Consider the following 13,083-nt stretch of genomic DNA (forward strand, 5'->3'; position numbering starts at 1 on the left):
ATTACCTGAACACGTCGATGCCGGCGATCAGCCGGCGGCACGCGCGGGCCGCCGGCATCGATCATAGAAAAATTTATGTCCCTCGTTCTCTATCTGATCCGTCATTCGCGTCAAACGCTGCTGGTGGCGATCGTCACGAGCGTCATCAGCGGTTTGAGTAGCGCGGGTCTCGTCGCGCTGATCAACCAGGCGCTTGGCGCGTCCCGGCAGACGCTGGGCGAACTCGGTCTCAAGTTCCTCGGACTCAGCGTGCTGGTGCTGATCACGCGAGCCGTCTCGTCGACACTCTTCATGCGTCTCGGCCAGAACGCGAAAGCCACGCTGCGCATGGACGTCATTCGCCGCATCGGCGACGCTTCATACCAGAGCCTCGAAAGGCAGGGCGCATCGCGGGCGTTGTCCGTGCTGACCGACGATCTCGATACGATCGTCGTGTTTTTCGTGAGTCTGCCGAATCTCGCGATGCAGGGCGCCGTCATTGCCGGCTGCCTCGCGTATCTGGGCTATCTGTCGTGGCAGATCCTGCTGTTCGCGGTCGTCACGGTGTTCATCGGCTCGCTGGGATTTCATCTGGCCAACAGCCGCGCGGAGTTTCATCTGCGCAGCTCGCGCCGGCGCGAGGACGATCTGATCAGGCATTTCCGGGCGCTTTTCGACGGTGCGAAAGAATTGAAGCTGCATCGCCAGCGCAAGGCCGCGCTGATCGACGGCACGCTGGCGACGAACGTCGAAGCCGTGCGCGTGCAACGCACGCGCGGCTATGTGCTATACGCGGCGGCGGCGAGTTGGGGCAGCTTCATTTTTTTCGCGTTCATCGGCTGCGTGCTGTTCGTTCTGACCCGGTGGTACCCGGTGTCGAGCCACGTGATGTCGGGCTACGCGATGATCTTCCTGTACATGATCATGCCGATCGAGGGGCTGCTGTCCGCGCTGCCGACCGTCAGTTCGGCGAAAGTCGCGATCGAGCGCATCAACCTGATCCAGCGGGATCTGCCGCCGGAGAATACGGTGCCCGCGGAGGCGGCCAGATCGTTTCACAGCATCGTGCTCGAGCAGGTGACGCACCGCTACTACCGCGAGAAAGAAGACGAGGTGTTCACGCTCGGGCCGATCGACCTCGCGTTCAAGCCGGGCGAACTCGTCTATCTGATCGGCGGCAACGGCAGCGGCAAGACCACGCTGGCCAAAATGCTCGTGGGTCTTTACGTGCCGGAAAGCGGCCGCATCCTGCTGAACGGCCAGCCGGTCGACGAAGCCACGCGCGACAGCTATCGGCAGCATTTTTCCGCGGTATTCAACGACTTTTTCCTGTTCGACGCGTTGCTCGGCATGAAGCTCGATGGGCTCGACCAGCAGGCGAAGACGCTGCTCGAACATCTTCATCTCGACCACAAGGTGAAGATCGAAAACGGCGTGTTTTCGACGACCGAGCTGTCGCAGGGGCAACGCAAGCGGCTGGCGCTGCTCGTCACCTATCTGGAAGACCGCCCGTTCTACGTGTTCGACGAATGGGCCGCGGATCAGGATCCGGTTTTCAAGGAAGTGTTCTATCGCCGTCTGTTGCCGCGGTTACGCGAGCAAGGCAAGACGGTGCTCGTCATCACGCACGACGATCGTTACTTCCACCTGGCGACGCGCTACGTGAAACTCGAATACGGCCGGGTCGTCGAGCACGGCCTCGGCGCCGATTTACGGCATCAGTCTATCCAGTCAAATGACTCAGCCTGATTTTTCCCGAGGTGAGCTACCCGCCGCGAAAGGCCGTCGCGACTGCCTGAAGGCATTGCTGGCGCTCGGCGCCACGGGGTTCGCATGGCCTGCCGCGGCCGCGGTGGCCGGGTCCGCGTCGCATGCCCAGCCGCGAGTCGTCTCGCTGAGCTGGGCCGGCGCGCAGATTCTCGTTTCGCTCGGCGTCACGCCGCTGGCGCTGACGGAGCGAGCCGACTATCCGCGCGCCGGCGCGCTTCCCGCGATGCCCGCGAGCGTGCTCGAACTGGGATCGCACAGCGAGCCGAATCTCGAACTGTTGCAGCAGTTGAAGCCTGAACTGATTGTCATCGACGTCAATCAGCTCGGCCTCGAAGCGCGCCTGAGCACGATTGCGCCAACCATTGCCGTCGACATCTACAACGCGCGGCTCGGCAAACCGTATGCGCTCGCGGTCGCGACAACGCTGCGCATCGCGCAGCGTCTCGGGCGCAAGCAGGCGGCGCAGGCCTATCTGCTGAGTGTCGAAGACGAACTCGCCGCCCGCGCGCGCACCGTGTCGACCCTCGGGGCCGCGCCGCCGGTGCTGATCGCCGATCTCTACGACGACGGCCGGCATCTCTACCTGTACGGGCCGAACAGCATGATGCAGGACGTGATGGATCGCCTCGGCGTGCGCAACGCGTGGCAGGGTTCGACCGGCTCGGGCTATCTGCTGCTGGGTATCGAAGGACTCGCGCCGATGGGCGACGCGCGGATGTTCTACATCAGCCACGGCGCGCGCGACAAGATCGCGCTTCACAACCTGAGCCGCAGCGGGCTTTGGCAAAACCTGCCGTTCGTCCACGCGCAACGCTTCCGGCCGTTGCCGGGTTTCTTCGCCTATGGCGCGACGGCATGCGCGGTGCAGTTCGCCAACGAACTGACGGCCGGCCTCGTCGCGCTCGACCGGCAGGCGGGTGCCTGACATGGCTGAAGGAATCGCGCTTCGCACGCCGCGGCGCTGTCCGTCGATGCATCCGGCCTGGCTGGTCGGCGTGCTGGCCTGCTGCGCGTTGGCCTTGTCGCTGCGCCAGATCGGCATGCTGCTGCCGATGCACCTGTGGTGGCCCGCAATCGTTTCCCCCGACCTGCGCGACATGCGCGAGGCCGTCGTCAATCAAAGCATGTTGCCGCGCGTCGCCGTCTGTTGGCTGGCCGGCGCGCAACTGGCATTGGCCGGCGCGATCTTCCAGCAGGTATTGCGCAATCCGCTCGCCGAGCCGACGACGCTCGGCGTGTCCGCGGGGGCGTCGCTCGCGCTGTCGACCGTGTCGCTGTTCGCGCCGCATTGGCTCTTCGTCGGCCAGCAATGGGTGGCGCTCGCGGGCGCCGCGCTGGCGATGCTGATCGTGGTGGCGCTCGCGTGGCGCCGCCGTCTGTCTCCTGTCGCGCTGATTCTCGGCGGCCTGATCCTGAATTTCTATTGCGGCTCGATCGACGCGGTGCTCACGCTGTTCCATCACGATGATCTGCAGTCTCTATTTCTGTGGGGTGCCGGTTCGCTGAACCAGAACAACTGGGATGCGCCTCGCGCGCTGCTGCCTCACCTCGTCGCCGGCGCGTGCGTGGCCGCGGCTCTGGTTCGGCCGCTGACGATGATGTCGCTCGCGGACGGCAGCGCGCGCAGCCTCGGCGTGCCGTTGCGTTTCCTGCGGCTGGCCGCGCTCGCGCTGGCCGTGTTTCTCGCGGCCTCGGTGGTGGCGACGGTCGGCGTGATCGGCTTTCTCGGCGTGCTGGCGCCGATGATCGTCAGACTGGCCGGCGCGCGCCGCTTCCGCAGCCGGCTCGTGTGGGCGCCGCTCTTCGGCGCGGTGCTGCTGTGGCTCGCCGATCAGCTCGTGCAGACGTTCTCCGGCGCATGGGCGGGCGTGCCGACCGGCGCGGCGATGTCGCTGGTCGGCGCGCCATTCCTGTTCTGGTTGCTGCCGCGCTTGCCCGCGTTGCCGGATACCGTCGACATGTCGACGCACGACGCGCATCGCACGCGGCGGCGCTTGCCCGTCTGGATCGCGCTCGGCATCGTGATACTCGCGGCGGCCGTGGTAGTCGGTCTGTTGCTTGGGGCGTCGCCGGACGGCTGGCGCTGGGCGGCCGGCGACGATCTTGTCGCGCTGCTGCACTGGCGCGGTCCGCGCGTGTCGGCCGCGCTGGCAGCGGGCTCGCTTCTCGGCGTGGCGGGCGCGATCATGCAGCGGGTCACCGGCAATTCGATGGCGAGCCCCGAAGTGCTCGGCATTTCCGCCGGTGCGTCGCTCGGATTGATCGCGTTACTGTTCGTCACGCCCGGTGCGGGCCACCTGTTGCAAACCGGTGCCGCGGGGGCGGGCGCGTTCGCGACGCTGCTTGCGATGCTCGTGCTCGGACGCCGCTATGGCTTCGCACCCGAGCGGATGCTGCTGGTGGGCGTCACGCTCGGCACCGCGTTCAGCGCGCTGGTCACGGTGCTGCTCGCAAGCGATGACCCGCATTTCACAGGGCTCCTCGCATGGATGGCCGGCTCGACTTACGGCGTGACGACGCAGGACGCGGCGACTGCCTGCATCGCGCTGCTCGTTTTCGGCGCGGCTGCCTTTGTGCTGGTGCGCTGGCTCGACATTCTGCCGCTCGGCGGGACCGTCGCGACGAGCCTCGGCGTGCGTTCCGGCGTGAGCCAGCTCGCGTTGCTGCTGCTCGCCGCGCTGATGACGGGCATGGCGACGATCGTGATCGGCCAGCTCAGCTTCATTGGTCTGATGGCGCCGCATCTGGCGCGGATGCTGGGCTTTCGGCGGGCGTCCGCGCAGCTCGGCGGCGCCGCGCTGCTGGGCGCGTTGATCATGGTGCTGGCCGACTGGCTCGGCCGCAACGTGCTGTTTCCTTTCCAGATTCCAGTCGGCCTGCTGGCGACGCTGATCGGCGGCGCGTATTTCATGTGGCTGATGTTGCGCGGCAGGGCGGCGCTATGACTGTCCGCGGTTTCTTTTCCACGTACATCGCGTATCGAACATGAATCCATTGAATGAGACGGCGAAGGCCGGCATGGCGGTGTCTCCCATCTATGAGATCGACGGCGCTTCGTTCGCCGTGGGCGGGCGCACGTTGCTGCATCCGCTGAATCTGACGTTGCCCGCGCGGCGCGTGTGCGGACTGATCGGCCACAACGGCTCGGGTAAGAGCACGCTGCTCAAACTGCTCGCGCGTCAGCAGCGGCCGACCACCGGCAGCGTGCTGTTCGCCGGCGCGCCGCTCGCGCAATGGGACAATCGCGCGCTGGCGCGCAAGGTCGCTTATCTGCCGCAACAGCCACCGGCCGCCGACGGCATGACCGTGCGGGAACTCGTGTCGCTTGGCCGCTATCCGTGGCATGGCGCGCTGGGCCGCTTCGGCGTGCGCGACAGCGCGAAAGTCAGCGAAGCGATGGCGCTGACCGACGTCGCGCGCTTCGCGGATCGCCCGGTGGATGCGCTGTCCGGCGGCGAGCGTCAACGTGTGTGGATCGCGATGCTGGTCGCGCAGGACAGCGACTGCCTGCTGCTCGACGAGCCGATTTCGGCGCTCGATATCGCGCATCAGATCGAAGTGCTGAGCCTCGTGCGCACGCTCAGTGAAAAGCGCGGTTTGAGCGTCGTGGTCGTGCTGCACGACATCAACATGGCGGCCCGCTTCTGCGACGACCTGATCGCGCTCAAAGGCGGCCGCCTGCTGACGAATGGTCCGTCCGCGGAACTGATACGTCCGGACACGCTGGAGGACATCTACGGGATACCGATGGGCATCGTCCCGCGTCCGTGCGGCGGTACGCCGATCAGTTTTGCGCGCTAGGCGCCGGCGTCGGTCCGCAACGCGGTGAGGTTCGTCAGCGCCGCGTATCCGGTCTGGCAGGGGATCCAGCAGGCGGATGCGCATCCGCCGACTGTCGCGCCGGTTAGTTCAGAACCGTGTCCGAATGCCGGCGCCCAAGGTGTTGCCGCTCGACAGATTCGAAATGTGATCGTACATATAGCCGGCATATACATCGGTGCGCTTGGATAGCGGGTAATCGTAGCTCAGCGCGGCTGTCTGGCGAGTCTGGCTCAATGGGCCGTTGTCGCGGGAATAGGCGTACGAGGTGAGCACCCTGCCCACGCCAACCGGTATCGACAACCCACCCTGTAACATATTGACGTGGAAATTACTGGTGAGCAGCTTGTTGCCAATGTACGTATATTCGCCGAACAGCTTCACGACGCGCAGGTCGTACGACACACCGAGTTGTGCCGCCGTCTGGCTCTGGAAACCTTTTATCAATTTGGTGAGGTCCCCCGGCGTGGTGCTGAAATTCAGGTACTGATAGGTCATCCCGACTGCGAGAGGGCCCCGCACGAACGTCGTCTGTGCCGAGAATTTCTTTGCGCCGTTCTCGCCCGCCTGATTGCCGAGTGCGTACATGGCCTGAGCGCTCAAACCATTGAAGCCCGGCGTCGCATATTGAACTGCGTTGCTCCACGACGTCCCGCCAGGAATGCCTTGATCGGTAGGGTAATCGGGGTAGGTGCCCAACGCGGAATAAAGCTGATTGATGGTCGGCGAAAAAGTAAAGGAGGCATAGAACGGGTTGAACTGCGCGGACTGTAAATAGAGCAGGCTGCTGAGCCGCCCCATCGTCAAGGTGCCGTAAGGCGACACCAGGCCGACATAGGCATTGCGGGAAAAGAACGTGTCACCATTGAACGAGCCGTATTGACCGTTCTGCGGGCGGAAGAATCCTTCCAGCGCAAACACGGTTTTATAACCGCCGCCCAGGTCTTCCTGACCGCCCATTCCCCAGAACGACGTCGACAAACCGCCGCCGCCCATTTGCGCGGCGCCTGAATTGCCGGGGAGCCGTTCGTAGCCGACCCAGCCATCGACGATGCCGTATAGCTGCACGCTCGACTGCGCGTAGACGTGCGTGCCTATCGCCGCGGGAACGAGGGTCGCGATAATTCGGCAGATTCTTTTCAGTGCAGTAATGCAAGTACAGTCCATTCGCATGATGTTGCCTCTCCTACTCTTTGTATTGGTGAGCGGTTATCGACGTCCTGGCTGATTTCCCGAAGCCGGTGTTGAATGCGGGCGCTGGCCGCATGACAATGCGGCAGCGTGCCGCCGCATGCGAGCTGCGAGCGATCACACGATCTTGAACAACCTGTTGTGTGGCGCGGCCGGCGCTATTGCGTTGCTTTGGCATGTCGCGCCGTCGATTTCGGCGCTACATGCAAAGCCCAGCGATTGCCTTCGACCGTGTCGTTGACGGCCGCGTGGATCCGAAAACGCGGGTACTAATTCGGCCGGTGTTCCAGCGATCTTCGGTGATACGACACCACCGAAGCCTTGAGCTTCTTGAACAGGAAGAAGTAGAGCTTGATGTATTGCCCGACCAGGATGGCGTTCATGAACGTGCCTTCCCGGATGAACTTGGGCGCCCCCAGAAACGTCAGGCCGATCACCGCGCTAATGACCAGCAACGTGCAGTCGAAGCTCGTCTTGATGTCCCCCCACTTCCATCCGGTGCGCTTGAAAAGCGTGTTGACGAACATATCGATCGGCATCAGCACGAGATTCGCGCGAATCATCAGAAACAGGCCAAATGCGAGCGCCGCATCGGCGAAGGCCAACAGGGACAATTTCAGAAAATACTCCTGCGGAGCGATCGACCTCGTCAGCATCAGGTTCAGATCCAGACACGTGGCCAGCACGAATGCCGGGATCAGCGACGCGAAGTTCTGCAGTTTGAAATCCTTGCGCAAGACCAGATAAGTCAGGAACAGCATGAACAACTCGAGAATGAAGTTGTAAGTCCCCTGGCTCAGATGCGGGTACACGAGGGTCATCGTCCGCGTCAGGCTGCTTTGCGGCGAAATGCCTATGCCGGCCCGGATGGCCAGGCTGATCCCCATGGTCAGTATGTAAATACCGATGATGTAGGTGATCCAGCGCCGTTTCAGGCTGCCGGTGTCGATAACTTCAGCTTCCCTTGCATGGTGCGCCATGACTGTCCCTTGGTCGTATTCGTTCTTTCGTACGTACCGGCAGCCTTTTTTAATGATGGGGCGCCGAGCCGTTGTGGGGGTTCCACGCAGATGTGCGGCGGCGCATGCGCCCTGCCCATCCCCGTTTACTTCGGCCCGGCGGGGCTCGGGAGCACCCGCCGGCGGTCTCCTCCTGTCAGCCTGGCGTCAGGCCATGAAACCGAAACGGTCGAGGGAGATGAACAAGGTCAGAAGCTTGTTCACGACGGGCTCGCCTTCATTGCGATTGCCCATCGCTTCGAGCGCGGCGTCGATCGCGCGGGTCGCGGTGAGCAGTTCGGCGAGGTTCATATTAGCCATGACGCCATAGATGTCCAGCGGCAGCACAGCCTTCACTTCCCTGTTTTCGGTGACGACGCAACCGCCCACGTAGGCGTCGACCTGCTGGAGGCAATGGCACATTTCCGCGCTGTCCTGGCCGACCGCGACGAAGTACGCCTTGGGCGCCGGCCAGAATGTCGCCACCGCGCCGCGATCGATATAAACGCCCTTGAACAGCCCGTTGACCACATGGCGCTTGCCGTTCGCGTAGCGCTGCACGACCGAAATCCGGTTGAGCCTGACACCCGCTACCTCGGGGACCACTTTTCCGTCCTGCAACGGCACCCACACTTCCTGGTAGAACTTTTCGTGGCCGCGGCCGTAGACGTCGAACAGGTACACCTTCGCCTGCTTGCCGTCGGCGGAGATTTCCAGCGGCGTGAGATCCAGTTGCTCCGGCGTCAGATCGCCGAGGCCGGGAACCGCGGTGTTCACCATGCCGGAATAATCGATATCGGCCTGCTTCAGCAGCTTGCGATCCTGAGCGACCAGCTCGCCGTCCTTGAAAACGAAGCGGGGGGTGATTTTCGACAGGCTATCGGTCAGCACGATATCGGCGAAGCGGCCCGGCGTCAGCGAACCGAATTTGTTGTCCATGCGGAACGCGCGCGCCGTATAAAGCGTTGCCATCTTGATCGCCTTGATCGGATCGATGCCCATTTCGGCGCACAGCGAAACGATCCAGTCCATATGCCCCTTGGTCAGCAGACGGTCGACCGAGATGTTGTCCGCGCAAAGCTGGAAGTTCTCGGCCGGCCATTTGCGCTTGACGATCGCGCGCAGCATGATCTTGATCACCTCGCTGCTGCCGACGCCGAATTTGATTTGCGTCTGAAGACCGTAACGCACGCTTTTCTCGATGTCGTCCTCCTTCCAGACATCGTGATTGGCGAACGCACCGATAGCGGGCATGTAGTTCAGCATCATGTCCGACAGCGTGGTCACGCCCCAGTGAGTGTTCATGAAACCACCCTTGGCACGCCCCAACGCCGATTTGCGGAAATCGTCGTCGTTGCCCACGCTGTAGGTCAGATGCGCGAGTTCGCCCAGGCCGATCACCGGATCCATCTTCAGCAGCGAGTCGGTGACTTCCACGGACGTTTTCTTGCCGGGCGCAAACGCAAACACGCGATAGGGCAGCCGCTCGTGGTTCCTGAACAGTTGCTCGGTGGCCTGCACCGCTTCGGTGCCCGCCGCGCTCACGAAATCGAGGCATTCGGAAAAAATGGTGGTCGTGCCGCAGGGCACGATGGCCTCGGCAAATGCCGCCGGATGAGCCAGTTGCGCATCGAAGTGGATGTGAGCGTCGATCAGCCCCGGAATCGCATAGAGGCCTTCGCCGTCGAACACCTGACGCACCTTGATAGCCGTCTCGTCCGGATTCAACGCGACGATGCGCTTGTCGTAGACGAGAATGGATCCCTGATAGACCGTTTCGCTGTGGACATCGAGGACATTCAGATTCTTCAGAAGGAGATCGGCTTCCCTTTTCCCGTTGAGAACTTCGAAAATCGCCTTCACCTGATCGTAGTGGGCAGCAACGCGGTCACGTTGACCGGCTGCGTTGGCATTTCTCTCGCTGACTTCCTGGTACATGTCTTGTCTCGCTTTCATCAATTAATTAGAGCCTGCTTGTTTCGCCGCAAAAGCCCATTCGTCGGAGCAAATGGAGAACCTTGTTTGCGACGCGGCCGGTCGTGAGCGTGATTGATCGGTGTCTGCCTGCCGGATCCAATCGCCAACTCACGCGACAGATGTAATGAAAACCGAAATCACCGTTTCTAAAAAGAAGCGTTTTTTGCACGGAGTGTGCGCTTTTCGAGTACGCTATGCCGACCCCTTGGGAGGTAGGCGACCATGCTTCATTCGAGATTGCTGCGCTATATCGACGAAGTGGCGCGTTGCGGCTCCATCCGCGCGGCCGGCGAGCGGCTGCACGTGGCCCCGTCCGCGATCAACAAGCATGTACTGCTTCTCGAGGAAGATATCGGCGAGCCGCTGTTCGAGCGCCTGCCGCGCGGGTTGCGGCCTACGCCGGCGGGCGAGATCCTGCTGGCTCATGTGCGCAGGACGATGGCGGAGTATCGCCAGGTCGAAGCGGAGATACGCGACCTGAAGGCGTTGGAGAAGGGCGAAGTGATCATAGCCACCGTGACCGGGCTGGCCAGCGGAATTGCGTCGACCGCGGCGGTGAATTTCTGCGCGCTTCACCCTCACATCAAGATTTCAATCCGGGTGATGTTCGTGCGCGAAATCCTGCAGGCGCTTGTCAGCGGCGAAGCCGACCTGGGTCTGGGCTTCAATCTGCCGCCGTCGCCGCAACTCGAAAGCGTGTGGGAAATGGATACCAGCCTCGGCGCGGTGATTTCCCCGCAGCATGCGCTGGCGCGCATGGAGTCCATCCCGCTCGCGTATTGCACGTCCTATCCGCTCATTTTCGCCGACCGGTCCATGCTGATTCACGGCATCGTCGCCGATACCTTCGCGGAAGCGGGCCTCAGCGTCGAGCCGGCGTTTCGAACCAACTCGATCGAGACGATGAAACACCTCGCGGCCGCGAGTGAAAGCATTGCGTTTCTCAGCAAGTTCGACATCGCCGACGAATATCGCAATGAGGTACTGACGTACCGGCAGATTCGCGACCGCGCGTTCAGCAAGAACGTGCTGTCCCTCGTTCGGCGCGAAAAGCATGGGCGCGGGCTGGCGAGCCTGCTGCTCGCCGAGGAGATCATGAGTGTATTGGGGGCAATAAGCGGCTAGGCAGCCGGCGGCGCGTGGCTGCGCGGCGCGGCGCCCCGGGTCCGGCGCAAAGCTAGTGCGCTTCCGTAAACAACCGCCCCCATCGCGCCAATATCTCGGTATCCACGCCCATCATCCTCAGCGCCTTCCACACCACGGTCGCCGTCGTATCGTACGCGGGAATATCCGTAGCCGTCTCGAACGCGCGCACAAGCGGCGCCGCGTGCAGATTCGTGCAGAAGGTCGTCACCGCATCCGGTCTTGCGAACGCGGCTTCGCGCATCATGATCGAGAGCTGGGTCTCGGACACTTCGGCAAAGCTGAAATTGTCCTGTAGCCCCAAATGCCGTTCGGCCACGCATTCGATGCCGAGCTTTTCGTAGTTACGCACGATCCGTTGCTGAACGTCGTCGGTATAAGGCGACACCAGACCGAACCGGCGCACGCCGGTCTTCGCGAAGATCTCGTTGAGCGCCAGTACCGAGGTGGTCGCGGGGATGCCCGTCGTCTTCGTGATCCGGCGACACAACGCCTCGTCGCGCTCGAACCCCAGCCATCCCGCCGACGTGCCGCTCCAGCCGATCACGTCCACCCGCGCGTCGGCCAGTTGACGTGCCGCCGCGAGAATCCGGCTCACATCGAACTGTCCGAGCGCCTGGTCGGACAACGCAATCTCCGTCACCGTGAAACGGGCGAAATGCGCGCTGACGTGCGGCAGTTCGCTCAGCATCGCGGCTGTAATCGGTTCGAGCGCCGTGTTCGACGACGGCGTCAGGATCCCGAGCCTGATTCGTTTGCCTGGCATCGCAGCGTCCTAGTCGGCGAGCAGCAGCTTCACGCCTTCGGCGGCTTCATGACGAAGCGCGTCGAGATCCAGACCCGGAATCACGCCGTTGTCCACCACCACGCGGCCGTTCACGACGTTATAGCGAACGCGCGTGGGCTCGCCCGCCGCCACGGGCGCGACGGCAAGGTCGTGAAAGCCGTTGAAGCGCGGATCGCTGACGTCGTAGAGCACGAAGTCCGCCGCGTTGCCGACTTCCAGCGTGCCGACCGCATCGAGACCCAGCACGCCGGCGCCGCCCGCGCTGCCCCAATGGATCGTCTCTTCGACGGTGGTCGCCGCCGCGCCTTGTGCCGCGCGATGCACGAGCCACGCGAAATGCGCTTCGTTGGTCATGCTGCCGGATTCGTTCGACGCCACGCCGTCCACGGCCAGCGACATCGGCACACCCGCGGCCGCCATTTGCGGCGCCGGCGCGATGCCGCTGCCCAGACGCGCGTTGCTGACAGGACAATGCGCGCAACCGCTGCCGGTTTCCGCGAGCATCGCGATTTCGCTCGCCTGTAGATGCACCAGATGGGCGAACCACACGTCGGGACCGAGCCATTCGTGATCGGCAACGAACTCGACCGGCAGCTTGTTGAAACGCTCCCTGCAGAAATCGACGTAGCGGGTCGTCTCGGACAGATGCGTATGCAACCGCAGGCCCATCCGCCGGGCCGCGCGCGCGACTTCGGGCAGCAGCTCGGGCGGCAGGGAGAACGTCGGCGTGGTCGGCGCGACGACCACGCGGCGCATCGACGCATCGCCGCCGTCGTGATAGCGCGCCTTCAGACGTTCGATGTCGGCGAGCATCTGATCGAGCGTCTCCGGCTTGAGCGCCACTCTGGAAAACCCCGGATGATCTCCCGCCGCCTGCAGCGCGCCGCCGCGGCACAACACGAAGCGCATGCCGAACGAAGCCGCTTCGTCGAACAGCAGATCGCCGGTTTCGGTGGTGCCGTCCGCATGATAGAGATAGTGATGATCGGCGCAGGTGGTGACCCCGGAGAGCAGCAGCTCGACCAGGCCGAGACGCGCGGCCACGCGCGCGAGATCCGGCGTAAAGCGCGCAAGGCGCGGATACGGCACGGCGGCCAGCCATTCCTGCAAATCCGCATTGATGCCGGACGGCACCGCCTTCAACAGGTTCTGGAACAGATGATGGTGCGTGTTCACCCAGCCCGGATAAACCACGCAGGAACGGGCGTCGATCACGCGCTCATCGGCGCGCGGTTCGAGATTGGCGGCGATGGCTTCGATGCGGCCGCTGCGAATGCGCAGATCGACCTGGCCCAGCCGGGCGCGCGCGCCGCTCATTCCGCTCATCACCGCAATGGGGTTCTTGATCAGCAACGCTTCAGTTTGCATGCTCACGATTCGATATCCTTTCGTTGACTACGAAGCGGCCGCCGATACAGA

10 protein-coding genes are annotated in these 13,083 nt (G+C 63.3%); 5 read left to right on the forward strand and 5 right to left on the reverse strand.

The window, feature by feature from the left end; translation table 11 throughout:
* Positions 1–75 precede the first annotated feature (75 nt).
* From QM685_RS02815 to QM685_RS02830, 4 genes are read left to right on the forward strand one after another with little or no spacing between them, the layout of a single operon-like run.
* A complete protein-coding gene (locus QM685_RS02815; protein WP_415112509.1) occupies positions 76–1,728 on the forward strand; it encodes a cyclic peptide export ABC transporter in 1,653 nt (550 codons plus the stop codon).
* The gene (locus QM685_RS02820) at positions 1,715–2,674 is read left to right on the forward strand and encodes an ABC transporter substrate-binding protein (protein WP_415112511.1); all 960 of its coding nucleotides are present in this window, start codon (positions 1,715–1,717) and stop codon (positions 2,672–2,674) included. The genes QM685_RS02815 and QM685_RS02820 overlap by 14 nt, the downstream gene beginning before the upstream one ends.
* Before the next feature lies 1 nt (position 2,675).
* Positions 2,676–4,694, forward strand: coding sequence for a Fe(3+)-hydroxamate ABC transporter permease FhuB (gene fhuB, locus QM685_RS02825; RefSeq protein ID WP_415112513.1), 2,019 nt, complete (start codon positions 2,676–2,678; stop codon positions 4,692–4,694).
* A gap of 40 nt (positions 4,695–4,734) precedes the next feature.
* The gene (locus QM685_RS02830; protein WP_415112515.1) at positions 4,735–5,550 is read left to right on the forward strand and encodes an ATP-binding cassette domain-containing protein; all 816 of its coding nucleotides are present in this window, start codon (positions 4,735–4,737) and stop codon (positions 5,548–5,550) included.
* A 108-nt stretch (positions 5,551–5,658) separates the two neighbouring features.
* On the opposite strand, the gene QM685_RS02835 is transcribed toward QM685_RS02830, so the two are convergent.
* From QM685_RS02835 to QM685_RS02845, 3 genes are all read right to left on the reverse strand, one after another.
* Entirely contained in the window at positions 5,659–6,735 is a 1,077-nt protein-coding gene (locus tag QM685_RS02835; RefSeq protein ID WP_415113094.1) for a porin, read from the reverse strand.
* Between the two features lie 293 nt (positions 6,736–7,028).
* Positions 7,029–7,739: a YczE/YyaS/YitT family protein gene (locus QM685_RS02840; RefSeq protein WP_415112517.1), complete on the reverse strand. Its 711-nt coding sequence runs from the start codon at positions 7,737–7,739 to the stop codon at positions 7,029–7,031.
* A gap of 186 nt (positions 7,740–7,925) precedes the next feature.
* A complete protein-coding gene (locus QM685_RS02845; protein WP_415112519.1) occupies positions 7,926–9,695 on the reverse strand; it encodes an adenine deaminase C-terminal domain-containing protein in 1,770 nt (589 codons plus the stop codon).
* A gap of 261 nt (positions 9,696–9,956) precedes the next feature.
* On the opposite strand from QM685_RS02845, the gene QM685_RS02850 reads away from it, so the two are divergent.
* Positions 9,957–10,859: a LysR family transcriptional regulator gene (locus QM685_RS02850; RefSeq protein WP_415112521.1), complete on the forward strand. Its 903-nt coding sequence runs from the start codon at positions 9,957–9,959 to the stop codon at positions 10,857–10,859.
* Positions 10,860–10,911: 52 nt separating this feature from the next.
* Here QM685_RS02850 and QM685_RS02855 read toward each other — a convergent pair whose 3' ends face one another.
* Both QM685_RS02855 and QM685_RS02860 read right to left on the reverse strand, forming a co-directional pair.
* A complete protein-coding gene (locus QM685_RS02855) occupies positions 10,912–11,643 on the reverse strand; it encodes an Asp/Glu/hydantoin racemase (protein ID WP_415112523.1) in 732 nt (243 codons plus the stop codon).
* A gap of 9 nt (positions 11,644–11,652) precedes the next feature.
* The gene (locus tag QM685_RS02860) at positions 11,653–13,032 is read right to left on the reverse strand and encodes an amidohydrolase family protein (protein ID WP_415113096.1); all 1,380 of its coding nucleotides are present in this window, start codon (positions 13,030–13,032) and stop codon (positions 11,653–11,655) included.
* Positions 13,033–13,083 lie beyond the last annotated feature (51 nt).

This window comes from Paraburkholderia sp., assembly GCF_047605525.1.
Classification (GTDB): domain Bacteria; phylum Pseudomonadota; class Gammaproteobacteria; order Burkholderiales; family Burkholderiaceae; genus Paraburkholderia.

What these genes read in the sequence shown, in the direction of transcription:
- fhuB (WP_415112513.1), top strand. Translation starts at nt 2,676, where the DNA reads ATGGCTGAAGGAATCGCGCTTCGCACGCCGCGGCGCTGTCCGTCGATG.
- QM685_RS02850 (WP_415112521.1), top strand. Translation starts at nt 9,957, where the DNA reads ATGCTTCATTCGAGATTGCTGCGCTATATCGACGAAGTGGCGCGTTGC.
- QM685_RS02815 (WP_415112509.1), top strand. Translation starts at nt 76, where the DNA reads ATGTCCCTCGTTCTCTATCTGATCCGTCATTCGCGTCAAACGCTGCTG.
- QM685_RS02820 (WP_415112511.1), top strand. Translation starts at nt 1,715, where the DNA reads ATGACTCAGCCTGATTTTTCCCGAGGTGAGCTACCCGCCGCGAAAGGC.
- QM685_RS02845 (WP_415112519.1), bottom strand. Translation starts at nt 9,695, where the DNA reads ATGTACCAGGAAGTCAGCGAGAGAAATGCCAACGCAGCCGGTCAACGT.
- QM685_RS02830 (WP_415112515.1), top strand. Translation starts at nt 4,735, where the DNA reads ATGAATCCATTGAATGAGACGGCGAAGGCCGGCATGGCGGTGTCTCCC.
- QM685_RS02840 (WP_415112517.1), bottom strand. Translation starts at nt 7,739, where the DNA reads ATGGCGCACCATGCAAGGGAAGCTGAAGTTATCGACACCGGCAGCCTG.
- QM685_RS02860 (WP_415113096.1), bottom strand. Translation starts at nt 13,032, where the DNA reads ATGCAAACTGAAGCGTTGCTGATCAAGAACCCCATTGCGGTGATGAGC.
- QM685_RS02855 (WP_415112523.1), bottom strand. Translation starts at nt 11,643, where the DNA reads ATGCCAGGCAAACGAATCAGGCTCGGGATCCTGACGCCGTCGTCGAAC.
- QM685_RS02835 (WP_415113094.1), bottom strand. Translation starts at nt 6,735, where the DNA reads ATGGACTGTACTTGCATTACTGCACTGAAAAGAATCTGCCGAATTATC.